26 protein-coding genes are annotated in these 25050 nt (G+C 41.9%); 14 read left to right on the top strand and 12 right to left on the bottom strand.

Translation table 11 applies throughout. The features are described 5' to 3' along the window. Positions 1-170 precede the first annotated feature (170 nt). Positions 171-434, top strand: a complete 264-nt coding sequence (locus tag ACCM36_RS04285) for a hypothetical protein (RefSeq protein ID WP_370572501.1) — start codon at positions 171-173, stop codon at positions 432-434. 84 nt (positions 435-518) lie between these two features. On the opposite strand, the gene fen is transcribed toward ACCM36_RS04285, so the two are convergent. Continuing rightward, positions 519-1544 (bottom strand): flap endonuclease-1, encoded by a 1026-nt coding sequence (gene fen, locus ACCM36_RS04280; protein ID WP_370572500.1) that lies wholly within the window; start codon positions 1542-1544, stop codon positions 519-521. A 271-nt stretch (positions 1545-1815) separates the two neighbouring features. Here fen and ACCM36_RS04275 point away from each other — a divergent pair, with 271 nt between their 5' ends. The 3 genes from ACCM36_RS04275 (at position 1816) to ACCM36_RS04265 (ending at position 4304) form a co-directional block, all read left to right on the top strand. Then, positions 1816-2760: a phosphotransferase gene (locus tag ACCM36_RS04275; RefSeq protein WP_370572499.1), complete on the top strand. Its 945-nt coding sequence runs from the start codon at positions 1816-1818 to the stop codon at positions 2758-2760. After that, entirely contained in the window at positions 2739-3398 is a 660-nt protein-coding gene (locus ACCM36_RS04270; RefSeq protein WP_370572498.1) for an HAD family hydrolase, read from the top strand. The genes ACCM36_RS04275 and ACCM36_RS04270 overlap by 22 nt, the downstream gene beginning before the upstream one ends. A gap of 84 nt (positions 3399-3482) precedes the next feature. Then, positions 3483-4304: a nitroreductase family protein gene (locus ACCM36_RS04265; protein WP_370572497.1), complete on the top strand. Its 822-nt coding sequence runs from the start codon at positions 3483-3485 to the stop codon at positions 4302-4304. Between the two features lie 112 nt (positions 4305-4416). Here the strand turns inward: ACCM36_RS04265 and ACCM36_RS04260 are convergent, their stop codons facing one another. From ACCM36_RS04260 to ACCM36_RS04245, 4 genes are all read right to left on the bottom strand, one after another. Then, positions 4417-4659: a hypothetical protein gene (locus ACCM36_RS04260; RefSeq protein WP_370572496.1), complete on the bottom strand. Its 243-nt coding sequence runs from the start codon at positions 4657-4659 to the stop codon at positions 4417-4419. 146 nt (positions 4660-4805) lie between these two features. Next, entirely contained in the window at positions 4806-7601 is a 2796-nt protein-coding gene (locus tag ACCM36_RS04255; protein ID WP_370572495.1) for a PAS domain S-box protein, read from the bottom strand. 124 nt (positions 7602-7725) lie between these two features. Next, positions 7726-7905 (bottom strand): MM0924 family protein, encoded by a 180-nt coding sequence (locus ACCM36_RS04250; RefSeq protein WP_370572494.1) that lies wholly within the window; start codon positions 7903-7905, stop codon positions 7726-7728. A 207-nt stretch (positions 7906-8112) separates the two neighbouring features. Beyond that, the gene (locus ACCM36_RS04245; RefSeq protein WP_370572493.1) at positions 8113-10179 is read right to left on the bottom strand and encodes an ATP-binding protein; all 2067 of its coding nucleotides are present in this window, start codon (positions 10177-10179) and stop codon (positions 8113-8115) included. A gap of 185 nt (positions 10180-10364) precedes the next feature. Here ACCM36_RS04245 and mch point away from each other — a divergent pair, with 185 nt between their 5' ends. Together mch and ACCM36_RS04235 are read left to right on the top strand one after the other, a co-directional pair. After that, entirely contained in the window at positions 10365-11327 is a 963-nt protein-coding gene (gene mch / locus ACCM36_RS04240) for a methenyltetrahydromethanopterin cyclohydrolase (protein WP_370572492.1), read from the top strand. A 52-nt stretch (positions 11328-11379) separates the two neighbouring features. Beyond that, positions 11380-11850, top strand: a complete 471-nt coding sequence (locus ACCM36_RS04235) for a DUF2124 family protein (RefSeq protein WP_370572491.1) — start codon at positions 11380-11382, stop codon at positions 11848-11850. Positions 11851-11873: 23 nt separating this feature from the next. Here ACCM36_RS04235 and ACCM36_RS04230 read toward each other — a convergent pair whose 3' ends face one another. Continuing rightward, positions 11874-12902 (bottom strand): class I SAM-dependent methyltransferase family protein, encoded by a 1029-nt coding sequence (locus tag ACCM36_RS04230; protein WP_370572490.1) that lies wholly within the window; start codon positions 12900-12902, stop codon positions 11874-11876. A 110-nt stretch (positions 12903-13012) separates the two neighbouring features. On the opposite strand from ACCM36_RS04230, the gene ACCM36_RS04225 reads away from it, so the two are divergent. Beyond that, positions 13013-13759, top strand: a complete 747-nt coding sequence (locus tag ACCM36_RS04225) for an ArsR family transcriptional regulator (RefSeq protein ID WP_370572489.1) — start codon at positions 13013-13015, stop codon at positions 13757-13759. A 9-nt stretch (positions 13760-13768) separates the two neighbouring features. On the opposite strand, the gene ACCM36_RS04220 is transcribed toward ACCM36_RS04225, so the two are convergent. The 6 genes from ACCM36_RS04220 to ACCM36_RS04195 all read right to left on the bottom strand — a co-directional run bounded on the left by ACCM36_RS04220 (position 13769) and on the right by ACCM36_RS04195 (position 18434). After that, on the bottom strand, positions 13769-14458 hold the full coding sequence (locus ACCM36_RS04220) for a DUF2110 family protein (RefSeq protein ID WP_370572488.1): 690 nt from the start codon (positions 14456-14458) through the stop codon (positions 13769-13771). A gap of 13 nt (positions 14459-14471) precedes the next feature. After that, complete coding sequence (locus ACCM36_RS04215; RefSeq protein WP_370572487.1) at positions 14472-15062, bottom strand: MarR family transcriptional regulator; 591 nt, start codon at positions 15060-15062, stop codon at positions 14472-14474. Positions 15063-15179: 117 nt separating this feature from the next. Further along, positions 15180-16343 carry a tRNA (guanine(10)-N(2))-dimethyltransferase gene (locus ACCM36_RS04210; protein ID WP_370572486.1) on the bottom strand — a complete coding sequence of 388 codons (1164 nt, stop codon included), beginning with the start codon at positions 16341-16343 and terminating at the stop codon, positions 15180-15182. 23 nt (positions 16344-16366) lie between these two features. Beyond that, the gene (locus ACCM36_RS04205) at positions 16367-16894 is read right to left on the bottom strand and encodes a hypothetical protein (protein WP_370572485.1); all 528 of its coding nucleotides are present in this window, start codon (positions 16892-16894) and stop codon (positions 16367-16369) included. A gap of 50 nt (positions 16895-16944) precedes the next feature. After that, positions 16945-17598: a metallophosphoesterase gene (locus tag ACCM36_RS04200; RefSeq protein WP_370572484.1), complete on the bottom strand. Its 654-nt coding sequence runs from the start codon at positions 17596-17598 to the stop codon at positions 16945-16947. A 62-nt stretch (positions 17599-17660) separates the two neighbouring features. Continuing rightward, positions 17661-18434, bottom strand: coding sequence for a TIGR00266 family protein (locus ACCM36_RS04195; RefSeq protein ID WP_370572483.1), 774 nt, complete (start codon positions 18432-18434; stop codon positions 17661-17663). Positions 18435-18581: 147 nt separating this feature from the next. Here ACCM36_RS04195 and ACCM36_RS04190 point away from each other — a divergent pair, with 147 nt between their 5' ends. The 7 genes from ACCM36_RS04190 to ACCM36_RS04160 form a co-directional block, all read left to right on the top strand. Further along, entirely contained in the window at positions 18582-20072 is a 1491-nt protein-coding gene (locus ACCM36_RS04190) for an aminotransferase class I/II-fold pyridoxal phosphate-dependent enzyme (RefSeq protein ID WP_370572482.1), read from the top strand. A gap of 126 nt (positions 20073-20198) precedes the next feature. Next, positions 20199-21704, top strand: a complete 1506-nt coding sequence (gene cobD, locus ACCM36_RS04185; RefSeq protein ID WP_370572481.1) for a threonine-phosphate decarboxylase CobD — start codon at positions 20199-20201, stop codon at positions 21702-21704. After that, positions 21689-22684, top strand: coding sequence for a cobalamin biosynthesis protein (locus ACCM36_RS04180; protein ID WP_370572480.1), 996 nt, complete (start codon positions 21689-21691; stop codon positions 22682-22684). Before cobD ends, ACCM36_RS04180 begins: the two co-directional genes overlap by 16 nt. Before the next feature lie 21 nt (positions 22685-22705). After that, positions 22706-23305 (top strand): alpha-ribazole phosphatase CobZ, encoded by a 600-nt coding sequence (cobZ, locus tag ACCM36_RS04175; protein ID WP_370572479.1) that lies wholly within the window; start codon positions 22706-22708, stop codon positions 23303-23305. Next, a complete protein-coding gene (cobS, locus tag ACCM36_RS04170) occupies positions 23302-24132 on the top strand; it encodes an adenosylcobinamide-GDP ribazoletransferase (protein WP_370572478.1) in 831 nt (276 codons plus the stop codon). Before cobZ ends, cobS begins: the two co-directional genes overlap by 4 nt. Next, positions 24120-24743, top strand: a complete 624-nt coding sequence (locus ACCM36_RS04165) for an NTP transferase domain-containing protein (RefSeq protein ID WP_370572477.1) — start codon at positions 24120-24122, stop codon at positions 24741-24743. The genes cobS and ACCM36_RS04165 overlap by 13 nt, the downstream gene beginning before the upstream one ends. A gap of 33 nt (positions 24744-24776) precedes the next feature. Further along, on the top strand, positions 24777-25050 hold a 274-nt coding region (locus ACCM36_RS04160; RefSeq protein WP_370572476.1), incomplete at its 3' end, for a hypothetical protein.

Raw genomic sequence — 25050 nt, 5'->3', positions numbered from 1 at the left:
ACTTAATTCGGATAATTTCTTAATCTTATATGCTCTAAAAAATAGTACGTCATTGCCAAAAAAGCTGTGGCAACTTATATATGCAAAAATATACTATAAATACATTAAATAAAGGTACATGCTATCCGAAGCAGAGTGTGGTATCAAACACATGCATGATGTGTGATATTATGACGCATGTTGTTGTGCAAAACGTTTTTAGAAAAGAGGGCATTGGATTTACTGGACTGCTAACAATAACTTTGGTTATTGCTAAGTCTATGGGATACCTGGACATAGAATGGTTGTGGGTATTTACACCATTATGGTTACCCCTGGCTTTTGTTCTTGGTTTGATGCTGGTTGTTGTGACTCTGATAATAGTAGCGCTTTTCTTAGCAATAATTGCTTATATCGCTGTAAATGCCGTAAAGATCGCCTATCACCTTGAATAAAGGACAGCATATCCAAAGTACTGCAGCACATCAGGCAATTATATATCTGTCTCTCTGAATATACTTCGGGAATACTAGGTCTTTTTACCAATCTTCAAGGCAGGACTGGCATTCATCGCTGGTTCTGTTCTCCAGGATCTCAGTATTCTTTGTGACCTGTTTTTCTGAAAAACCACGTTCTTCAACCAGAAATTCAAACAATGCTTCTGACCTTGGCTTTTTCCACTTAAGAGTATAACCTGTTGTCACCGGAGGGTCCATGAAGAAATCCCTTATCTCCTCAACCGGAACACATGCGCGGATGTCTTTATTTTCCTCTCTGAGCATCGTACTGATATCCTTGTGCTTAAGAATGAGCTTGAGCGCGGTCTTTGCACCAACGCGATATATGCCTTCATTAAAATCTGTGCCGATGCAGATGGCAATATCGATAAGCTGTTCACGGGTGATCTCCAGGTGCTCCAGGGAGTCTGCAAGGGAAATATGTTCAGGGATCTTTGAAATATAGGCAGCTTTGCCGGGGACCTTTCTTTTACCGGTGCTACCCAGATTGCGGACAACATTTTCTGCTCCGAAAAGAAAAGCATCGTAGTCCTGTGAGCCCACAATGTCAGCATCTCCGCAAGATGTCATGAAAGCTGCCTGAGCCTCTGCCTCCGATTCAGCCTGTACGCAGGGAATACCCATAAGTTCGAGGAGCTTTTTTGATTCTTCAAGTATCTGCGGTGTTATACGGGAAGTTCCCTGAGCGAATTTCTTCATATCTTCAAGGTTCCCTTCTTGCCTTGCGGCCTCATAATTGCGGGCTGCGTTCTCTTTACACTCCTTGCGTTTTTCCAGTGTCTCCATCTTCATTTGTGGTGGTTTGCCATCAAATATGAAGAGAGGTTTGATATTAGCATCCCTCAATTTACTGGTCCTTGAGAACAGGCCTGTAAGATGGGAAGTAGGGTTACCTGATGCATCAGTTAGCAATGAACCATCTTTTTGCCTGATGGCGCTCAGGAACTGGTAAATGGTATTGTATGCATCTATAGCGATCACTTTACCTGCAAGTTCCTCGTAAGTGACCGGATTTTTTGTAAGAAGCGAACCTATTTGCGTACCCATGATTACCTTCAATTTTTAGTATTCTTTTCTTGTTTTGCTTCCAATATCCATCCAGGTTTATAGTACTGTTGTGTAAACAACCACAGATGAACTCGTGCTCCCCAGTGCTCAAGCTTCCCATAAGTCAATGGCTTGCTATTTGATCGTGGTGGGAATATTCAATGTGACAATACTGGATGTATCTCTATTGGTCCCTTAATAATTCACAGATAGAAAGATATAGCTATATAGAGACTATAATTAATGTAGAAGTTGAGCGGTGATCGCGGTTTTGAACCATCATGTAAGTACATTAGGTCCAGGTGACGTTTTCAGGGATTGGCTTGTATATACACTTGGAGACAGGATAAAAAATAAATACTGTAATGTAGAAGTCTTTAAATATAGTCCCTCCTCACACACTGTATGCAGATATAAGTTCAAAGGAGAGCGATACAGTGTTATTGCAAAATTCTTTGCGGAGCCTACGGGAAAATTGAAGAGATACAATGCTTACGAGGCAATGGTAAGGGAATACAGTAATCTCAGGGCAGTTCAGTCCATTATTAATGTGCCGGCGCCTATAGCAATGCACCAGGATTTCAATTGTGCCCTGGTGACCGAATATGTATCAGGTAAGTCTTTATCCTGGTATCTGGCACACAACCGGGACCTCTTTGGCAGGCTGACATCTGTTGCGCATACACTGCATAGGCTCCATAAAAACACCCGACACGATTATTATGACAAGTCCAGGGATTTCGCTAATTTCCATAGCGTGCTGGACCAGCTCAAGCTTGATCATTCCACACGGAGTCTTTTCAATGAGCTGCTTGGAAAATGGTGGTACAGTTCTCTTCTTGACCAGGCGCAAGGTTGCATGATCCACCGGGACGCAACCCCGTCTAATTATGTGTTCCACAATGAAATTCCCTATATTCTGGATCTTGAAAGTTCTTGGCATAATGCACACTATGCAAGGGATCTGGGTATCATGTGTTCTGAACTCAAGAACCATTTTGAACTGCATAAAGGTTCAGGAGTTCTTGCGGAGCCTTATATCGGTCATTTCCTGTGGCATTACAGCAAAAACGAAAATGATTTTCATAGAACGACAAAGGTAATTCCTTTCTTCATGAGCCTGGGTTTTTTGAGGTCGGCACGACTGCACAGGCACTATCTGCACCATGAGTATCTGATAAAGGAGGCTGCTGAATGTTTGAAATTTCTGAGATAAAAGGCATGATCTTTGATTGCTACGGTACCCTTATAGACATAGATACAGACGAAAATGACTATTACACGTACGATACTGTGAGCAAATGGCTGAAGTACAAAGGCGTGAAGATAGACCCTGATTCTCTTAAATCTGAATATAATTCTAAGATCAGGGATAAAATGGAGGCTTCCAAAGAACAACATCCGGATATCAGGGTGGAAGAGATATTTGCAGATATCTGCGGTGAGAATGCAATATGGAAGAGTGATACAATGTATCTGGGCATTGAGACTTCAAAGGTGTTCCGTTCGGCTTCATTGCGCAGGCTGCACCCCTTCCGGGAAAGTATTGCGATCCTAAATAAATATGATAACGTGCCGAAATGTTTAGTTTCCAATGGCCAGCGTGTATTTTCGGAAAAGGAGTTACGTTTTTTGGGGTTATACGAGTTTTTCGATCATGTGATCTTTTCTTCGGACCTGAGATACAAAAAACCTGATCCGCGCATATTCAAAATTGCTCTCGACCGCCTGAATCTTAAGCCCGGGGAAGTCCTTTCTATTGGTGATACGGTGGAAAACGATATCATTGCACCTCAGGAAATGGGGATGCAGGCCATGCATATCCATGATGCCTGGAGGGCCTTGCTCGATTAAGGATTAAGTTCTATCAGCTTTCTCCTATATTTCAGGCAAATATTTATCATGCACATAGTCCACTTAATTTGAGGCTCTATCTTCATGAACGTAATGTCATTTGATCCGGAAAACTGCACTCGTTGCGGTATATGTGTTGAAATATGTCCATTGGGGATCATCTCCCGGGATGATGTGAACATGCCTTATATTCCTGATAAGATGGAATATGTCTGTGCAAAGTGTGGTAATTGTGAAGCATTTTGTCCCACAGATGCCATCTCTCCTCTGTTCGATACTGAGCATTCTGTTCTTGCTGATGCTGTACTGCCGGATATCACGCCTGAGCAGCTCGGCCTTTATATGAGGGAACGTCGCTCTATACGTAACTACAAGGCTGAGCCGGTGGATAAGGCCACGATCGAAAGTATGCTGGATATTGTACGTTATGCTCCTTCCGGAGTTAACAACCAGCCTGTGCACTGGCTCATCGTGCATGATACGGCAAAAGTGCAGAAGCTTACCAGGATCACTATTGATTGGATGCGTGGGGTCGTTGGCTCGGACACTGCCAATCCTATGCGACCTGTTATGCAAGGCCTTATAGCAGCTTATGACAATGGCAAAGACCCTATTTGCCGTGGCGCACCACATGTGGCAATAGCACATGCTTTGGCAGATAACCCCATGGCTTATACTGACAGTATCATTGCCCTTTCATGGTTCGAGCTGGTTGCTCCTGCTTTCGGTATTGGTGCATGTTGGGGAGGTTTCCTTAAAATAGCTGTAACATCCTGTAAAGCTCTGATAGATGAACTTGGACTGCCAGAAGGCCATGCAGTACAGTATGCAATGATGTTCGGTTATCCAAAACATGAAGTATACAATATTCCCGGAAGAAACGCGTCCCGGATCACATGGAAATGATTTTGCTAAACTTCAAAAGAAATAGTGTATTGTAGTTCGATAACTTTGAGGTTGATCGTCACCCGGAGACAGATGACGATCTTCTCATTTGGAGGTAGTTTCCTGTATCAGTTCAATCGTCTTTTTTACTGTATGTACGAATAGATTCAATTTTTTCCCAGTCGTAATAGGTGTTGATCCTTTCACTGTCCTTTTCTTCGGTGAAACGGACGAATTCGCCTAAAAAGAGCACAGCACTATCGAATATTTTACCTTCGTTGATCTGTAACTGCACTCCCGGCCTCAGTTTCCTTGACATGGTCCCATGCAGGGGTACGGATGCATATTCGAAGACTTTTTCCCATGTATCTTTCATATTTTTCTCTCCCTTTTTGAAGTTCTTAAAGTTAGAGGTGTTTTTAGGATTTAGACGGATTCCTATGTACTATGTCATAGTATTTAAATATATGTGGTGAGATATGTTGATACAATAAAAAGTCAAAAATGAGTTATAAATGAGAATTACACATTATCATTTGCAGGCAGCTCGAAGGTAAAATTGCTTCCTTTCCCCAATTCGCTTTTCACCCATATTTTGCCGCCGTGCAATTCGACCAGTTCTTTGACCAGGGCAAGCCCAAGACCTGTTCCCGGATACTTGCGACTGTAAGTTGAATCCAGTTGTGTGAATGGTTTGAACAGTTTCTTCTGATCCTCGGAAGATATGCCAATACCAGTGTCAATAACGGAAAAGCGTACCATTTTCTCCGCCATGCTTATAAGAACATTGACCTTTCCCCCTTCAGGTGTGAACTTGATAGCGTTTCCAAGCAAGTTATATATGATCTGTTTTAGTTTTGCCTCATCAGCCACTAAAATATTCGTGTTTTCTTCTTTTTCCACACTTACAGCTATTTGTTTTTTCATTGAAAGAGGCTGCATTGCAGCTAACATTTCTGCCATCAGTGGCTCAATGTAGATCGTCTCAGGAGAAAGTTCCATCTTACCGGCTTCTACTTTAGATATGTCCAGTATCTCATTGATAAGGTTGAGCAAGTGTTTGCCACTGTTCGAGATGTTCTGAAGATAACGATCCTGTTTTGAGCTAAACTCTCCAAAATGGCCTTCCAACATAGCGTCAGAAAAACCAATTATAGAATTGAGGGGCGTGCGCAGTTCATGGCTCATGTTGGCAAGGAACTCACTCTTAGTACGGCTTGCGGCCTCAGCAATAATTTTTGCATGAAGTAAGGATTCTTCCATTCTTTTACGGTCAGTAACGTCCCTGACAATAGCCTGGATAGTATTAGGATATGCATCAAGAATAGAGCCACTTACATCTGCCACTATCCGACTTCCATTCGATCTCTGAAGCTCCACTTCTATGCGAATTGAACCTTCCCTTTTAGTTTTTTCCAAGGCTTCTAAAGCTACAACTCTCTGTTCAAAAGGCAACAGATTAGAGACCATCATCTTCTTCATATTCTTTTTTGTGTAACCCAGCATCTCGCAGGCTCTGTTATTCACGTCCAGTATCCGGCCATCAAGTCCAATTATAAATATAGCATCATTGGACTGTTCAAAAAGAGCTTTGTATTGCTTTTCACTTCTGGCTATTTTTTCTTCGGCCTGCTTACGCTCTGTGATATTCCTTACCACGGCCTGGGCAAGATCATGATACCCTTCAAGAATTGCAGCACTGATCTCCACATCAATAGTACTACCAGTGGCTGTGAGATACTTTGTTTCTCCATGTACTGATCCTTCAATTCTAAGATAATTCAGTACTTTTAAACCCACTTCCTTTTTTTCAGGAACCAGCAGGTCAACAACCGACATCTTCTGAAAGTGTTCTTTAGTATACCCTAACATCTCGCAGGCTTTGTTATTGACATCCAGTATCCTCCCATCGCTGATTTTGTTTATGAAAATGGCATCAGTGGATTGTTCTACAAGTGACCTGTACTTCTTTTCATTTTTGCTGAGCTCTTCTTCTGCAAGCTTTCGTTCAGTAATGTTTGCAGTGGCACCAAAGACCTGAATAGTTCCATTTTTTTGAATATGAGCAGTTCCATTGGAGTTCATCCATAATATATTTCCGTCATCTTTGACCAAACGATAGTCGTGGTTGAAATTAGTTCCTGTATTGTTCAAGGAAAATTTGATTGTATCATAAACTTGTTGTATATCATCGGGATGAACATACGAAAAATATTTGCTCCAATCGATTCCAATCGTACCCTGGGGCAATCCCATTAATCTATCAACAGATGGAGAAATGTAGGTATTAATGAAGTTCCCGTTCTCATCAACATCGGCTTTCCAGATGATAGTATCCAGTACAGCAACTAAATTATCGAATTCTTCCTCTTTTTGGAACAGCAGAATTTCTGTATTCTTGCGCTCAAGAACATTGGTGATTATCTCGCCTACAAGTTTTAACAAATAGAAAGTGCTTTGATCCCATTCTTTTTTCTGTGTCTTACAATCAATTCCAATATATCCGCTGAATTTTCCTTTAAAGGAGATGGGGACCAATATCAATGAGAAAATTCCCAGCTCCCTTAGTTTTTCTTTTAATCTGATTTCTTCATCACTTAGTTGTTCCGGGTCAACTATATAAACAGTTTTTGAATTTTTTAGTTGCTTGATTAGGTTTGGCATCGGTAATTTTTGATTGAATCCAATCTGTGATCCAATACCTTCAGTGTGCCATTCATGGGTTTTGATGACAGAGTTGGGATCATCAGTTCCTGAAAAAATAGTAACACGATCAGCACCGGTAAAAACAGCAATTTGCTCAAGTGCTTTATTAATTTGAGTGTCTATATCTTTAAAACTGCTATTTATAAAGCTGCTGGAAATTAGGGAATAAAGACCTTCTTGTCTTTTCTTTTGTTCCAGCTCTCTGCGTGTTTGTTTTATTATCGTAGCATCTTCGACTATTGCATAGCAACCGATGACATGGCCATCATTGTCCAGGCGAGGTATTGTCTTGAAACGCAAAAAAAGTTCTTTGTTCCATCTGGAGTGATATGGTGTTTCAATCAAAGAAAACTTTCCAGTTTTTATAGCTTTCTCAATGCTGGATGATATGCCTGATGCGACCAGGGGTGGAAAAGTAAGCATATTGACCTGTTTTGTATCTTCAGCCGAAGGGGAACCTAGAAGTTCGAGCAGAAATTTATTGACGGCAGTGATATTTCCGTTAACGTCGAATGAGAGAATACCTACGGATAACTCGTCAAGAAGGTTAATGCCATTTTTTGATTCTTCCGGCAGCTCTGATAAAATCCTTTCATATTTTAGAGGAAACATATCTTTTTTATATAAATTTGTGTACTTTATATCCAATATGTCCTACATCTCGTTCTTTGGGAGAAACTAATCATATTTAATGTGGAAAAACAACAACTGGATTTTGTCATAGATCAATCAGAATCTATGTGTTAATAGTAATGATCTTGTCAATAGCTATTGATGTGTATCTGCCTTGGATTATCTCAAGATGGATAATACCATTTTCGCATTGTTTGATCTTGCCTTTAAACGTGGCAATACCTCCACAATATATTGTCACTGTTTTGTTAAGGAAATATTTTAATATAAAATCCTCCATCATTTGCATTCTCCCACTGTTTATATGATGGATCTATATACTATTTGTATAAAATCTCTTTCATATATATGTTTGCATTCAAACCATCTTTTGTCAGCAATTATTTTGTTTTTAAAACTTATTCCATAACCCACATGCTATTTTAGATTCAGGAGTAGCAATAAATGATTGTAAGCAGTCGGAATGCAATGAAGATACTTTTAGAGAAGATTATTCAGTGATACATATAGGCAGTTCGAATGTAAAATTACTTCCTTTTCCAACTTCACTTTCCACCCAAATATATCCTCCATGTAATTCTATAAGTTCCTTGACAAGTGCAAGTCCCAGTCCAGTACCTTCATATCTTCTTGCAACAGAGGCATCCAGTTGTGTGAATGGCCTGAACAGCTTTTTCATATCCTCAGGTGCGATTCCTATGCCTGTGTCAATAATTGAAAATCTGGCCATGTCACTATTGATATGAGCATATATGGTTACTGATCCTCCCTCGTGTGTAAATTTGATAGCATTTCCTAAAAGATTATACAGTATCTGTTTTATCTTGGCCTTGTCGGCCAATAGAGTTTCAAGTTTCGGATCCCTGATGACATTTATCCTGATTTCCCTCTTTGCTGCAATAGGCTGTAGTAAAGCTACCATTTCTTCAAGTAAGTAATCCACATGGATGCATTCGGGGAAAAGTTTCATTTTCCCTGCCTCCACTTTGGAGATATCCAGTATGTCATTTATCAGATTGAGCAAGTGTCTGCCACTAGTTGAGACATTCTGTATATACCGAACCTGTTTGGGATTCAGTTCACCGAAATACCCTTCCATCAAAGCATCGGAAAAACCGATTATAGAATTAAGGGGCGTGCGCAGTTCGTGGCTCATATTGGCCAGGAATTCGCTCTTGGTGCGACTTGCAGTTTCGGCAGCAACCTTTGCTTCAAGCAATGATTCTTCGAGGCGTTTACGGTCAGTGATGTTCACAGTGCTACCAAACACTTGTAAAATGCCATCTTCCAGTGCATAGGCAATACCATTAGAGTTCACCCAGAGAATATTTCCATCATCTCTCACAAGCCTGTAATCAAGACTTATACTATAGCCGGGGTTAAGGAAACCCCTTTGAAATGCTTCAGCAACTTTTGGCCTGTCGTCAATGTGGATGTGATCCAGGTATTTATTCCAGTTATTTCCGATGGAACCCTGCGGCATACCCACTATTTTGTCCACGGAAGCAGAGATATATGTATTGACGAAATTCCCCTTTATATCAACATCAGCTTTCCACACAACGGTATCGATTGAGTTGACAACTTTTTCAAAATCAGCTTCCTTCTGCAGCAGCAATTGTTCCGTATTTTTTCTTTCAAGTACATTGGTGATCATTTCACCGATGAGCTTTATCATGTATACAGTGCTATCATCCCATTCTTTTTTCTCTGTTTTTGAATCGACTGCGATAAAACCCCGTAAAGTTCCCTTGTATAGCATAGGGACCATGACAACTGACAAAATACCAACTTCTTTAAGACTGTCGCGCAACTGACTGTTTTCATCATTCATTTGTTGTACGTCTTTTATACGAACAGTTTGTAAGTTCTGCAGTTGCTTTGATATGAATTTGTAAGCGGGGATCTTCTCTTTAATTCCTATGTGAGATACTTGGCCTTCTATATGCCATTCATGGCTTTTTACTAAAAATTCATTGCGTTCTATCAATTCGAAAATGACTATCCTTTCAGCACCTATGAACTTTGTCAGTTTTTCAAGGGATCGGGAGATCTCATGATCTATATTCTTAAAACTGGCATTAATGAAATTGCTGGAAATATCTGAGATCAGGTCATCCTTTCTGGTTTTATATTCGATCTCGATTTCTTTTTCTTCGGTTGTCGTTATATCTTCAATAATAGCATGGCAACCTATAACCTTTTCAAACTCGTCCTTACAAGGTATTATCTTCAGACGAAGAAAAAGATCCTTGTTCCATCTTGATCTATAAGATGCTTCAAATAATGAAATTTTGCCTGTAACGACCACTTTCTGAACAGCTGCCGATACACCTGCTTTCACCAGAGGTGGGAATGTAAGTACATTGATTTGTTTGGTGGCATCTGCTGAAGGGGAACCAAGCAGTTTCACAAGAAAATCGTTTACTGAAGTGATGGTTCCATCGGTTTTACATGAGATTATTCCTACAGGCAGTTCATTTAAAAGTTCCTCATAACCAGGTTTAAGTTTTTCTGCCAGGCAGGAAGGGGTGTTTTCGCACCATTTGTGATTCATGGTAGTGTTCTGATATTTATTTAGTAAATATAGATATACAATTATAATAATATTATGTATCTAACATTTTATAAGTTCATTTCTGAAATATTTATTGATCTGGTCAGTGTACTTTAAATCGCTAGTTATATATGCTTTTCAATCAAAACAGAGCCAACTAACTAACTAACGATCAGAGTGATATTGTGATCAGTGTCAACGAAAAGGGATTAGCTATAATCGATGAGATGCTCGACTGGGAAGAAGAACTTAATGTCCAGTCCTTTGAGCTTGGAAACGGGGCTACGGTCATTGACTGTGGTGTTAAGATGCAGGGTGGTTATGATGCAGGTCTGTACCTTTCACGTCTGTGTCTTGCTGATCTTGCAGACATCAGCTACACTAAGTTCGATCTGAACGGACTGCCAGTGCCTGCCATACAGGTAGCTACCGATCATCCTGTCATAGCATGCATGGGTTCACAGTATGCTGGCTGGAGAATATCAGTAGGAAAGTATTTTGGTATGGGATCAGGTCCTGCAAGGGCCCTTGGCCTCAAACCTAAAGAACTTTATGAGGAAATTGGTTACAAAGATGACTCCGAGTTTGCGGTCCTGGTCATGGAATCCTCTGCACTCCCTACAGAAGAAGTAGTGGACTACATAGCAAAACACTGCAGTGTTGATGCTGAGAATGTATACATTGCTGTTGCACCTACCGCTTCCATCGCGGGCAGTGTGCAGATATCTGCAAGGATCGTAGAAACCGGTATACACAAACTGGAGTCCATAGGATTCGATATCAACACCATAAAGAGCGGTTTCGGGGTAGCTCCCATTGCACCTATAGTGGGTGACGATACCAAGTGCATGGGCTCTACCAACGACTGCATCATTTACTGTGGTGAGACCTATTACACCGTAGAGTATGGAGATGCTGAGAAGCTGGCTGAGTTTGTCAAGAAGGCCCCTTCCACAACATCAAGGGACTTTGGTAAACCATTCTTTACCACATTTAAGGAAGCAGGCTTTGACTTCTTCAAGGTTGATGCAGGTATGTTCGCTCCTGCAAAGATCACAATAAATGACAAGAAGGCAAAGAAGTCATTTACGAGCGGTCGCATCAATCCTGGTATTCTGCTTGATTCTTTTGGAATAAAGGAAGTCTGATCGCTTCAATTTCAGGTGCAACCTAATGGTTGTACCTTTTTTGGAGATTAATATGAAACTCGTAAGTACATCCAAAGGCATCGGTGGCCAGTTAGCTGCTTTCAGGGAACTGGTAAAAGGGTCCGAAAGCATAGTTTTTATGGGGTCTCCGGGATTTTGTACTCCTTTTGCCGAACTTCTTGCGTATGGGCTGAGAGGGAGCGGTAAAAACATGACATTCATACCGAATACTGATTCAAAGGGTGCAAGATCGATCATTGCTGTTTCCCAGGGCATGCAGCTTGGTGAGAGTGTAGTACCCGAGGCTGATACTGTTGTCCTTCTCGGAGGACTTGCTATGCCAAAGATCGGTTCCACACCTGTTGAAATAAAGGCTTTTCTGGACGAGTTACCTTCAATATCAGACAAAAAGCTTGTTATAGGTGTATGTTTTCAATCCGTCTTCGAAAGGGAAAGATGGACAGATATCATTGATTTTGATTACATCATCGACTCTGACCTTGACAACTACCTCCGAGCATAAAAAGTAACTTGTGTACGTAACTATCATGTGATCTTCGCATCGATGACCACATGCCATACTCCGGGTGAATATTTTTTTATACGTCTGACTTCGATGATCTCGATCATTTTTCCAAGTTGCAGGGCAGCCTCCCTTATTCGGTTTACAGGCCTCTGCAACAGAAGCTTTTCAGGCACAGTCTCATGGTAATGCAGCATGCCACCTTCCGGTTTCAGGGTCTTTATTCCATTTAACAGATAATGATGAGTGGTTCCCACGTAACCCATGATGACCCTGTCAGCCACACCTTCCGGTGTAACAACAGCACAGTCGCCAAGTATGGGTTCTACCAGATCTTCCACATGGTTCAGATGAATGTTTTCCTGAAGATAACCAAAGGATACCGGGTTTAGCTCGACGGATATAACCTTTTTCGGCGAGGAATGCACTGCCATGGGTATAGAAAAATAACCGATGCCTGCAAACATATCGACTACCACCTCATTATGTGCAGATAAGCTCATTAACTTTTTTTCAGCCAGGTTGCCTTTTGAGAACATCACTTTTGTAACATCAAGTTTGAAAACGCAGCCGTTCTCCTTGTGTATAGTTTCAGTATCGTGGCCCGCTATGATCTCTCTTATTGGGAGTCTGAAAGCTCCCTGAATACCTTTGTCCCTTACAACACAGGTACACCTTGGGTACATTTGCAGCAGCTTTTGGCCGATGAGTGTGGTTCTGTCATTGAGCTCTTCTGGTATGGTTATTACAATGACCGTCCCGATCACCTGCCAGCTTGAGGGTATTTTTGCAATCTCCCGTATGGGCATTTCTTCGAGAAGAAGCTCTTTTAGGGACTTTTGAGACGTGTAGAACTCAGGCTTATCGTCTTTAAGGCATATATACCCTGGAATTATTTTTGTTACAGGCAATAGCAGATATTTTTTTCCGTTTTCTGTGGTCTTCTTGATCTTTCGGTCCATGTCCAGAACTTTGCTATCCAACAGCCAAGTCCTTATAGTCTCTGCCTTTTCAATAGGTACGCAAACAGTGAGATTTTGTTGAATTTGCATATCAGTAACCATGATAAATTGTATGATCTATACTTATGTGGCTAGTCATCTTATACATCTATTCGGCTATCAGCGAACGTTTATATAGAGCTATTGTTATTTAATGTAATATGAACGATTGCGACCGAACTGCTCTTTTTTCGAATGGCCATGGTTTTGTCGCATTAAATAGTCCTGTAAAGATCCAGATACTGGATTTTTTAAATGGTTCTTCGCGTTCCTTTGATGAGATAGTGAAACATACAGGAAAAGCCAAATCCACAGTCTCAGTGCATCTTAATGACCTGCGGTCTTCCGGTCTTGTAGAAGAAGAATGCGACCAGGATGATAAACGTCGCAAGACCTACTACCTCAAATGCGAGCACATGGCTCATTCCCAACCCCCTATTCTTAAGCACTATAAAAATGTTCTGGATACGTTAGCTTCTCCACAGCTCGAGAAGCATGGTTGTTTCAAATGTTTTTTCCGTGCTATACAATTTGGGTTTGATGCTCATGGAATAAACAGCGATCCTATTATGAGAAAGATAGGCAGGGATATTGGTATAAGCATATCCTTGAATTTCGTTTCAAAGGATATTGAAGTTCTTGTGCAGGAATTGGCTACATTCTGGAAAAGGTATCAAATGGGTACCATGTATCTGGAAAGCCGTGAGCCTTTGATAATAGCAGTAGAGAAATGCTTTGATTATAAACTTATATCCACTATAGGAAAGAACTTATGTTCTTTTACGGAAGGCATCATCGAAGGAACGATCGTACACTCACTTAATATTACTTGTTGTGTGCAGGAAATAGAATGCTGTGGTAATGGAAAGGAAAGATGCCTTTTTGTTGTTCATTTCCTGAATAAGTGATATCGGCTCTCAGGAAGAACCTATTATCACTCCAAGTTCAGAAGGTATGAACCTTCCAATGGCTGCAACGATACCAGGTCCGTCCGTAGTTTCCCTGCAAACGATAGCATGTTCCATTATCCCAAGTCTTTCTATGCCGTATATATCTCTTGCATGCCCGGTTCTTTTTACTGCAGCTTTAAGCTCTGACCTGGTGATGGCATTTGCTGTCACCCTGTCATACCCGGCCTTTTTCCATTGCCACCAGGTGTCTGCCTGATCTTTACTGAACTTACCTTGTATTTGGGGTTTGTTGCTTATGATCTCTACTTCTACAGGCAGATATCTTATCATGCCAAAACGCAATGATATTTGTCTGGCACTCCCCGCTCCCAGATTTTTCATGTTCTCAGGTAATATGGTTATTTTTGTGCCTATATCCACAATGAGCCTGTCTTCTTCAATTGAGTCGATAAACCCTTTGTATATTGTCCCTTCATCCGGACTGGATGTGGGAGTTCCATATTGTCTTATGAGAAGGTTGCTTGCGAATTCCTCATCTTCCCCTTCGATTTCAGCGATCGTCCATCTATCGCTGGAAACAGTGATCAGGACCTTTGCAGCCAGTTCTTTCAGTTCATTTGCAATAGTGACAGAAATTGCATCTATAGTTTTATTTTCGTTCCCATAGATCTTTATGCATAATGTGATCTTCTTCATGTCTTATTATCTCTTACTGGTTTATAAGTGACTCAAGAAGATCTTTTGTCTCACTGAAATACTCAAGTGTAACATCGTCGGTCACGTGATATTCCTGCATGATGTTCTCGATCTTTTTGAGGTCCCTCTTGAAAGGTCCCAGTCTCCTTATAACGGTTTCCGTATCAGCTCTACTGGTGATCAGTTCGTTGTAAATTGAGACGATAGTATCGTTCAGCCTTTTGATCTTCTCATATATGTCCTGCTCATGATCATTGGCAAAAACTCCGTTCCTGTTACCAGTCGGATCTTCGTTACTTTCATCCTCTGCTTGGATCATTCCTTCAGGCAGCTCACCCTCCAGTGCAATGATGAGATCTTTGAGTGCTTCTACTACCTTAAAACCTGATTCTGTAAGTTCCACATATTTAACCCTTCCTTCCATTGTGAATTTTACCAATCCATATTCTTCCATTTTTGAGAGAATCTTCGTTGTATGCGCAAAGGTCGAATTGATCTCTTTAGTAATTACAGAAGCATACGTTTTCTGGAAGGACCAGATGGCAAGGAGTGCCAATGTAGGTTTTTCCTGAAGGAATAGTTGCTCAGCATATTCTTTAGCCATAATTTCCCTCTCTTAATGTGATCGGTCCTGTGAATTAGAAGAGAATTATCTACAGATTTCTATCTATTTTATTGTATATTACTATATGTAATCATACCCCTGTGAAGATATTTATATTTATCGAAATCTTCTCAGAGTGTCTAATATTCCCTCCAGTCCTGCATTAGTTTTGAAAGATGTTCCGCTGAAGTGTGTCCTTGAAGCCTTGAACCCATTTGATACTAACTCCTTAAGCAGTTCTTCCATGGGTATGGCAGATATTCTCATTTGTTTTGACAGAAGATGCTGGTCATAAAAAGTTGGTATGTCCAGTTCATTTTTGCACAGCTCAACTATTTTTGCAGCATGCTCTTTCTTTCCCAGTTCTCTTTTAGATAGTTGTATTAGTACGGAGTCACAAAAATCTTTGTCATGCAAAGGCCCAAGCCACAGGGGGCCGGCAATATTTGTGTAGTTCCCACATATCTCACATTTTTCAGGTATATGCACTGCAAGTCCATAATGGACCGAGCGACTTGTACATTTAGTACAATGTGCTATGAATCCCATATTCTTTAAGCATTTGTCTGTGCTGTTAGCACTTTTTTTCACTTCAAGATATGCCCTGACATAATGCCGGGTCGCATGGCAGAACATGGGCTGCATGGCTTTTTCGTGTCTTGCGAGGTCTATTGCTATTCTTCCGAGCAGGATGCGTAACCCCATTTCACTGTGGTATTCAATGTTCAAAGGTACTGCACCGTATTTCCGGATCCCGGAATTCAAGTGTGCTCCACACAGGGGCGCAGTATCCGTAGCTGTGACGGCAAGCATATTTATGGCTGAACTGGATGCAGCGTCAAGGTAGGTAGTTGGCGACCCAAAAGGATCGATGTCTACTATGTTATACCGTTCTTTATGTAACAGTACGTTAGCATTCCCGAGGCAGATTCTCACTTTACCGGTAAGCTCATTGAGTTCTGTATTTTCCCTTATCAGGGTATATGCCTCTTCGCTCCAGTCATTAAGTGTGACATTGAGTCCTATCTCCTTTGCGATCCGAAGTCCGCGAATGCCAGAAGCCGAAAGCGCATCCACATAGGTAATATCTAACAGGTCCAGATGTTTGCGAGATGCTATGATCTCAGAATAAGCGGCAATAGATGCCACTGAGAGGTCACGATTCAGTTCCATTTCCTTATTATAAAAAACACTTGCAGAAGAGATGGAAAGCGGCTGATCATCCGGGACCATGGGGACCAATGCCCGGGTACAACCTTCTAAAATAGTCCTGGTCTTCATCGGTCCCAATCGAATGACTGTTATTATTTAACTATAATGGTCCCACTCATCCTGGGGTTACCCAGAATACTGTAATTATATGTCCCGGTTTCATTAAAAGTGTAGCCGAATGATTGCCTATAACCTATCGATCGGTTCTCCCAAAGACCATTTTCGCTCACAATAGTAAATGCTCTAATAGGGTCATTAAAATTGATCCAGAACACAGTATCTTCAGGTGCTATTACAAGGGTATTTGGAGATGAGAGGAATTTTTCAAGGCGTACGGTATAAGTGCGCGGTACTCCGGTGTCTATTACCTGTGGCCCTTCGGTCGTGGTATCTTCATCAGGCACATCTACCGTTGGCTGCTCTTCTGCAGTTATAGTACCGTTTTGTTCGGTTTCATTCAAGGAAGCATTACTTGCATTATCTGTAGTGACATTATCAGGACCTGCATCATTAACAGTATCTGTTGTATTAACATCACCATCTGTTGTCCTATCACCGGTACAACCGGACAATACGACAGCAGACAGCACAAATAACAAAACGAAAACTTTTACTTTCATCCCTATCACCTGTTTATACATTAAAAGCCTCTACCTAATAAACTTTCACTTCAAAAATGAAGAAGTTGAACTTCGATCATATGTCTATGGCTATCCTCATTCATTTCTATAAGAGCAGCGTACCCGGAAGCTGCCATGCCGGGGTTTACAACTACGGTACCTTTTGTTCTTACTATCCCTCTGGCTTCGTGTATATGTCCGCATACAATGAGTTCCGCTCTTCCGATGAAAGCTGAGAAAGATGTACAACCCACATGTCCGGATGGGATCTCATCCAGAACACCATAAGGGGGAGCATGAGTGAGTAATACTATTTTCATGTTGTCATTTTCTGCGGCCTTCATCATTTCTTCGAGCCCAGATCCAATGTCACATTCCGGAATCTCGAAAGGTGTGCAGAACGGAGTGGGATTGGACCCCCCTGAACCTATGAATACCGTATCATCTATTGTATAGGACTTTTGGTGAAGGTTCACTGCTTTAGAATTGTCAAGCACTTTAAGTATAGACGGATGATCGCAGTTCCCGGGCACTGCCAGCACAGGTACATCGAAAAGTTCGAAAAGCTCCAATGCCTTCTCATCGGGACCAAAGTTAGTAATATCTCCTGCCACAAGAGCAAGATCTATCTTACCTGCTTTTTCCAGAAGACCCTTTATCTTCGAATAGTTTCCATGAGGGTCAGCAATTGCGAAAATTCTCACTCCCGATGCACCTCTTTATCTAAATTTGCCTATAAGTCAATTATATATCTCTTAAATTTTCATCAGAAGGATCTGTCGCCTCCCAGCATTCCGCCAATTACTTTACCACCTATTCCCCCTACACCACTTGATTCATCGCGGTTCTGGTATCTTGCTGCTGCCATTATTCTGTCAGCAAGCCTGGAGAATGGGAGGCTCTGCAGGAATACTTTTCCGGGACCACGGAGAGTTGCAAGTACCACACCTTCTCCTCCGAAAAGTGCGTTTTTGAATCCACCGACAAATCCTATATCGTAATCAACACTTTCTGCAAAGGCGCATATACAGCCGGTATCAACTCTTATCACTTCTCCCGCTTTAAGGTCCCTTTCTATTATGGTGCCACCTGCATGTACAAAAGCCAGGCCATCACCTCTTAACTTCTGCAGAATAAAACCCTCGCCGCCGAAAAGTCCTGCTCCAAGTTTCTTCGTAAAAGTAAGCTCAACTTCTATTCCCTTTGCAGCACAGAGGAACGAATCTTTCTGGCAGATAAATCCCCCTCCCAGTTGGGCAAGGTCAAGGCAAATGATCTTTCCCGGGTAAGGAGCTCCGAACGCTACATAGCCTTTGCCTTCTCCTTCGTGAATGAAATTGGTAATAAAAAAACTCTCTCCTGTGATAGCTCGTTTAAGGCCCTTCAATAAGCCTCCACCGGTAGATGTTTCCATTTTTATACCTGGTCCCATGTACATCATGGCGCCTGCTTCGGCTCTTACGCTTTCCTTGGGATCCAGCTCTATTTCTACAAGTTGCATATCATTTCCGATAATCTTATAGTCGATTACATCTGCCATATTTACCTATCCTTTAAACAAGTTCAGACACAAAATATTCTAGTTGATATCTATAATTGCTTCTGCTACTGGTATATAGTTTTAGCGGAAGCAAAGATAAAAACTTAATTATATCAGGTGTGCATAAGTGACAAGGTGAGGTCAGACATGAAGGACAAAAGAGCGATTCTTAACGAAAATGCAAATTTAACAGCTCAGTACCATCATGATGCTCTTCAAGATAAATTCCGTGCAATAACGGATGATCAAAAAACAAATAGAATTGATTTTAGTACACGCCTGAATCCCATGGGTTCTGTTTTCCAGTATCAGAATGATATTTTGGATCTTAATGATCTGATAAATAAGTCCAAGGGCCAGATAGGCCAATATCCGGATAACCGATATCTGGAATTAAGAAATGCTGCAGCACTCTTTGTAGGAAAAGGTCTAACATCTGCTAACATCGTAACAGGCAGCGGAATATGTGAGATCATAAGACTGGTTTTGGGTTGTACTCTTGAAAAGGGAGATATAATACTTACACCATTCCCCGCTCCTCCGGAGTATGCCCGGTATTCTATGTTATTTGGGGCACGTGTCATTCCTCTTCCCCCTCATGAACTACTGTTGGCAGAAGACGATGTGTTATCATGTGCCAGGGTGGTGCTGTTACCCAATCCCGGTAATCCGGGAGGTCGCCTTATTTCCAGAAAGGAATTAAGGCTTTTTGCGGAGAGGTGTGCGGAACACAGGACCCTGCTCATTGTGGATGAATCCTGTATTGAATTGTGTGATCCATCCCAAACCCTTGCGGGACATATTTTCGATAATGATTTTATTGTGATCGTTCGTTCCATTGCTAATGCATTTGCAATTCCGGGACTTAAAGCTGCATACGCCATAGTTTCCGAGAATTTGACGCAGTTCCTTAACAATGCTCGACTTCCATGGAGTATTGATGCTTTTTCAGACGTATTATGTACGGCTGTGCTCAATATGGAAGGTGGTGTCAACTCCGGATACCTCAAAGATTCCAGGGAGCTTGTACAGTCTCAGCGCAATTATCTGATCAACCGTATAGGGCGGATATATGGTTTTTCCCCTCAGCCATCTGATGCGAATTATCTTCTGGTGGACCTCAAGGACCTTTTCATGGACTCTGGCACGCTTGTAGGAAATCTGGCATCAAAAGGTTTTCTTATAAGGGACTGTAGTTCCTTCTTCCAGGCAGAGAAACAGTTTGTCAGGATCGGTCTGCGTTCACAGGAAGATAATGATATACTTCTGAAAGCTATAGGTGAGGTTCTTACTGAAACAAGCAAAGAGGATGCGAGAGAAAGGCTGGAAGTTACCATTGAAAGCGCTGTGGCGGGGTCCGCCCCGGCCAGCAGGGGTACATGCCAATATTATCCTTGTCATTTCAAGGGACAGGATTGCACTTTCTGCTTTTGCCCTTTCTATGCCTGTGAGGATGAGCGTACCGGAGGCAAGTGGATAACCGGCTCAAGCGGTAATAAAGTATGGAGTTGCGAGAACTGTACCTATATACATCAGTCCACCTTATCTCGTCAAATACTTGATCTACTCATGGAAGACGGGGACACTGAAGATAACATAAAAAAAGCATGGGATAAAATAATAAAGCCTTTGCTATAATTTATGTTATCTTTTTGGAACATGTAAATAGTGGAGCTGAAGCTTTACACAAGTTTAATTTAATTGCAGTAAACTTAATTAAATAACTTAATATAGGTCCTGTTATCTAAAAAAAAGACGATAACTGTGTCAAGACAAACAAAATTTATCCCGGTCAGAGAACATCTGCTAAAGGTCCAGCCATGCAAACACGGAGGCCTGGTGAGAAAAACATCCCAGCAATACGGCATACCGGAATCCCAACTATTGGATGCAAGTGCCAGTCTTAATCCATACGGCACTCCTTTTGATCACCCATACACCGGGCTTGATATGGACAGTATATTACGCACCGCCCTTAACAGGATGGAGCAGTATCCGGATAACCGTTACACGGAGTTCAGGAACGCAGCTGCCAGTTTTATAGGGAAGGGCATGACAGCAGAAAATATTATTCCAGGTAACGGTTCCTCAGAAATAATCCGGCTGGTGGCAGAGACTGTTATAGAAAAAGGAGACATAGTACTTATTCCATCACCTACTTTCAGCGAATATGAACAGCAGTGCAGTATATTCGGAGCTGAGATCCGATATATAAAACAGGAAATGCTTCCGGATGTGCCAACGGATATCTTGCAGGGTGCCAGGCTTCTTTTCGTATGTAATCCCAATAATCCCACCGGCAAGTTATTCACCCGGGAAGAACTCCTGGGGCTCATTGACAAATGCCGGGAAAATGAGGTTATCCTGTTCGTTGATGAAGCCTTTATAGAACTGGCAGATCCCTCACAGACTATTGTGGATCTGGTGGAATCCAATGATCACCTGTTTATCCAGCGTTCCCTTACCAAGGCTTTTGCCATTCCTGGCATCAGAATGGGCTTTGGGGTCGCCTCTGTAAAGATGGCAACATTGCTCAATAATGCAAGGCTTTCCTGGAACCTGGGATGTGTGGCAGAAGAAGTAAGCACTGTTCTCATGAATATGGAAGGTGGGTGCTACAGCCGATATCTTCTGGAATCCAGGGAAATGATCGCCAGAGAACGGGAGTTCCTCATGCAGAGGCTGGAACGCCGCGGATTCAAGCCGCTTGAAAGCACGGTGAATTATATTTATGTGGACATAAGCGATCTGTCCATGGACTCCACAGAATTAACCGAAAGAATGGCGGCACATGGTGTTCTAATAAGGGATTGCAGCTCTTTCCAGGACCTTGGAGGACATCATATACGCATAGCTGTACGTACAAGAGAGGAAAATCAGCGGATAGTGGACTGTATAAGACAGGTCATTCAGGAATGGGGAAAAGAGCAGGCAATCCTTTATCTGGAGCGCAACCTTGCAAAGGCCCGGGACAAAGGGTCTCTGGGAAGCAACAGGGAATGTAATTACTATCCATGCCATTATGAGGGACAGGATTGCACTTTCTGTTTCTGTCCCTTCTATCCGTGTCAGGATGAGCGTACGGATGGCAAGTGGATAACCGGTTCAAGTGGTAATGATGTATGGAGCTGTCTTGAGTGCAGGATCGTGCATGAACCAGATGTTGTAGAAAAGATGCTCGCTGTGCTTACTGCTGAGGGCTGCACTGAAGAAGCTCTTAAGAAAGCGTGGGAAAAGGTCATGGAGCCTCAATTATGTTCTTCACAATAAGCGCATTTGATCTAATTGCTGTATTATTCCTGGCGTTTATCATTGATCTGGTATTAGGAGAGCCACCTTTTGCCATACATCCTGTTGTATGGATAGGTAATCTTATATCATTTTTCAAGCACAGAGCACCTTCCAAGAACAGAAGGCTTTATGGTATCTTCATGGCATTGTGCTGTATTCTTTTCGCTGCCCTTATAGGCATTGTTGCTACTTTGATAATGGATACCGAAAGCATACCTGCAGTTATCAGATACCTGGTGGCAGCCTGGTTCCTTAAGATCACTTTTGCTGTGCGTTGCCTGATGGATGCTGGTAAAGAAGTGTATGGACAACTTGCTGCAGGAAATCTGGACGGAGCAAGGAAGAAACTCTCCATGTATGTGAGCAGGAACACTTCAAAACTAACACAGGAGCAGGTATCATCGGCCGTGATAGAAACATCATCAGAGAACTTTGTTGATGGTATCCTTTCACCGTTGTTCTACTTTGCTTTGTTCGGGCCATTCGGGATAATCGCTGCATACGTATTCAAAGCAACAAGCACTCTTGACTCCATGGTGGGTTACAAAGATCTTCAATACTTGAAGCTTGGCTGGTTCTCTGCAAGGTCTGATGATGTGTTGAACTGGATCCCTGCCAGATTGGCACTGGTACCTATATTCATAGCCTCTACTCTCTTACGCCTGGTACCAGCATTTTCAAGATCACTTGATCCCATAAGTGCCGTTAAGCTTGCGATAGAGGATGGAACTAAGACCCCATCTCCAAACTCCGGCTATCCGATGGCAGCTTTTGCAGGAGCCATGAGGATCCGTCTTGAGAAACCCAATGTGTATGTGCTGGGTACAAGAAATCCCTATCCGCAGTTCTTTCACATTAAACTGGCACGCAATCTTGTCCTGAGCTCTTCTGTGATCTCTGTGCTGATGTGTGCTTCCATGCTATTCATTATCATGAATCGTTTCTATGTATTTTATTAAGGTCTGACCAAAGTGATGAATATGAAATTATCAGATATCAAAAGCAATGATATGAAAAAGGATCAGTCGAAGGAATTGGAAGGTGATGTTCCTCTGGATATAAGAGATATACTGGAAGAAGAGGGAATCACTGTGCAAATGCTTGTTGACACGGCACTGGAGCTCTATGTGCCTCATCCTGGAATAGAGACAAGGGAAAAGGCAGAAGAGGTGTTTCTGGGGGAACTGGATCTAGCTCTGTCCGACCCGAACCTATGTCTTCTCATATACGCTGGAATACTCCTGGAAAAAGAAGGACGCAACGGTCATCTTCCGAACATCAGCAGGAAATCCTATGAAAGAGATCTTACGTTCATAATCGCTGACGAAGTTATCGGGATGAGTATTTCCAGGTACATCAGTGGTGATAAGGGCACTTTTGAGTTTGTACGGTTCGATAAGCAAAAACCAGGTATTCTTTCAAAGCTAGGTCCTTTTATGGACGATGTCATCGGAGGGCTTATTGGTGGTGTCTCTGCAAGCATGTATACCAGGAGCATGGCCAAGTCCGGTCTTAAGAAAGAAAAAGGAAGCGAGAAAAAGAACAAAAGTAGTGACAATGCTGGTGTGATCGCAGGATGAACAATTTCCTTCTGGCAGTACGTTCGAGCTTTGGTTTTCTCTCCACGATTCCTGTCGGGCTGACAATGGAAGGTCTGGATGAGTTTTTCAAGAGAACTTATTTGCATATCCTTGTAGGGGCTATTTTGGGGCTACTTATGGGAGCATTTGCTTTCTTAGCCATGATGACATTGCCACAGCAGATAAGCGCTATACTGATCGTTGTCTTTGTATACTATCTTACAGGTCTTAACCATCTTGATGGCCTTGCAGATTTTGGTGATGGTGTGACTGCTCACGGATCTGTGGAAAAGAAGATCCGTGCTCTTAAGGATGTCGCACTTGGCATAGGAGGTGTGGGGTTTTGTACAATGGGTATTCTGGCGTTCTATTCATCCATAGCATCCCTTCAATCTGAAGCTCTTATCTTGTCTGGTAATGACATGTTATATGCTGCTAAAATATTACTTTGTTCCATGCTGGTGGCTGAAGTATCTGCAATGCAATGCATGCTGACGATAGCAGCGTTCGGTAAGTCTATACACGAAGGGTTGGGGTCTATCCTGGTGCAGAATACAACACTACCGAAGTATGTTGTTGGACTATTAGGTTCAGTGATAATATGTTCTCTTGCCCTGCTACCTTTCGGACTTTGGTATGGAGGAGTTATTGCTCTTACAACTGCTATCATTTCAGCTTTTGTCGTATTGAACATCAGTAACAGGCATTTTGGCGGGATGAATGGAGATGTGATCGGCACTTCCAATGAGGTGGGAAGAACTATTGCCCTTTTAACGATCGTATTATTATTGAGCTATCATAACGGAGGTATTCCATGGATGCTATAATTATGGCCGGAGGGTTGGGGAGTAGGCTTGGAATGGGTGAAAAACCATGTGTGAATTTGCTGAACAAGCCATTGATAACGTATGTTATAGATGCTTTGCACGAGGCTTCCGGTATAGGCAAGGTATATGTTGCGGTTTCTCCTGCTACTCCTCTGACCCAGAGCTTCCTTCAGAAAAAATATAATGGGAAGGTAAGGACTATTATGACCGGCGGAGGTAATTACGTAGGTGATATGATATATGCCGTAAAAGAGGCAGCCATAAATGCCCCTGTTCTGATCATTATGGCTGATCTGCCATTACTTAGGGGTAAACATATTGATTACGTTATCGAAGAATATAATAAATGTGGCAAACCTGCAATGTCCGTGTTCTCCCCTCTTTCTGTTTGCAAAGGACTTTCAGTAAGGCCAGATACGGTTTTTAATTGGGCTGGAGAATTGATAGTACCCAGTGGTGTTAATATCATAGATGGCAACAATATTGAACAGGAACAGGAGTACGAGAGTCTGGTAAGTCAGGAAACCGCATTTGCATTGAATATAAATCGTGCCGAAGATCTATGCAAATGCAAAGAGATAATAGAACAAAGATTATTATCTCAAACATGATTTGCATTATAAATCCGATCAAAGAGGTATGTGATGTCTATAGCAGGAAAAGTACTCGTGGCAGAGAATGAATATTCTCTGGATACCTTGAAGATCATCACGGGACACTCGGTACTCAAAGATCCCGACTCGATACCTGAAGAGTTGCTTCTTCTATGCAGTGTGATAGATAATCCTTATCTATTACCTTATTTTCTTGAGACGTTCTATTCCATGCAGCTTAAGGATGAGAATGTTTTCCATTTTGCCTTACTAAGGATACAGGTTGATTCACAACTACGTATGAACGAGGATATTCAGAAGCATC

Source organism: Methanomethylovorans sp. (assembly GCF_041305605.1).
GTDB lineage: Archaea > Halobacteriota > Methanosarcinia > Methanosarcinales > Methanosarcinaceae > Methanomethylovorans.
Note: the sequence above shows the minus strand (reverse complement) of the source record. Positions and strands in the feature narration are given on the sequence as shown.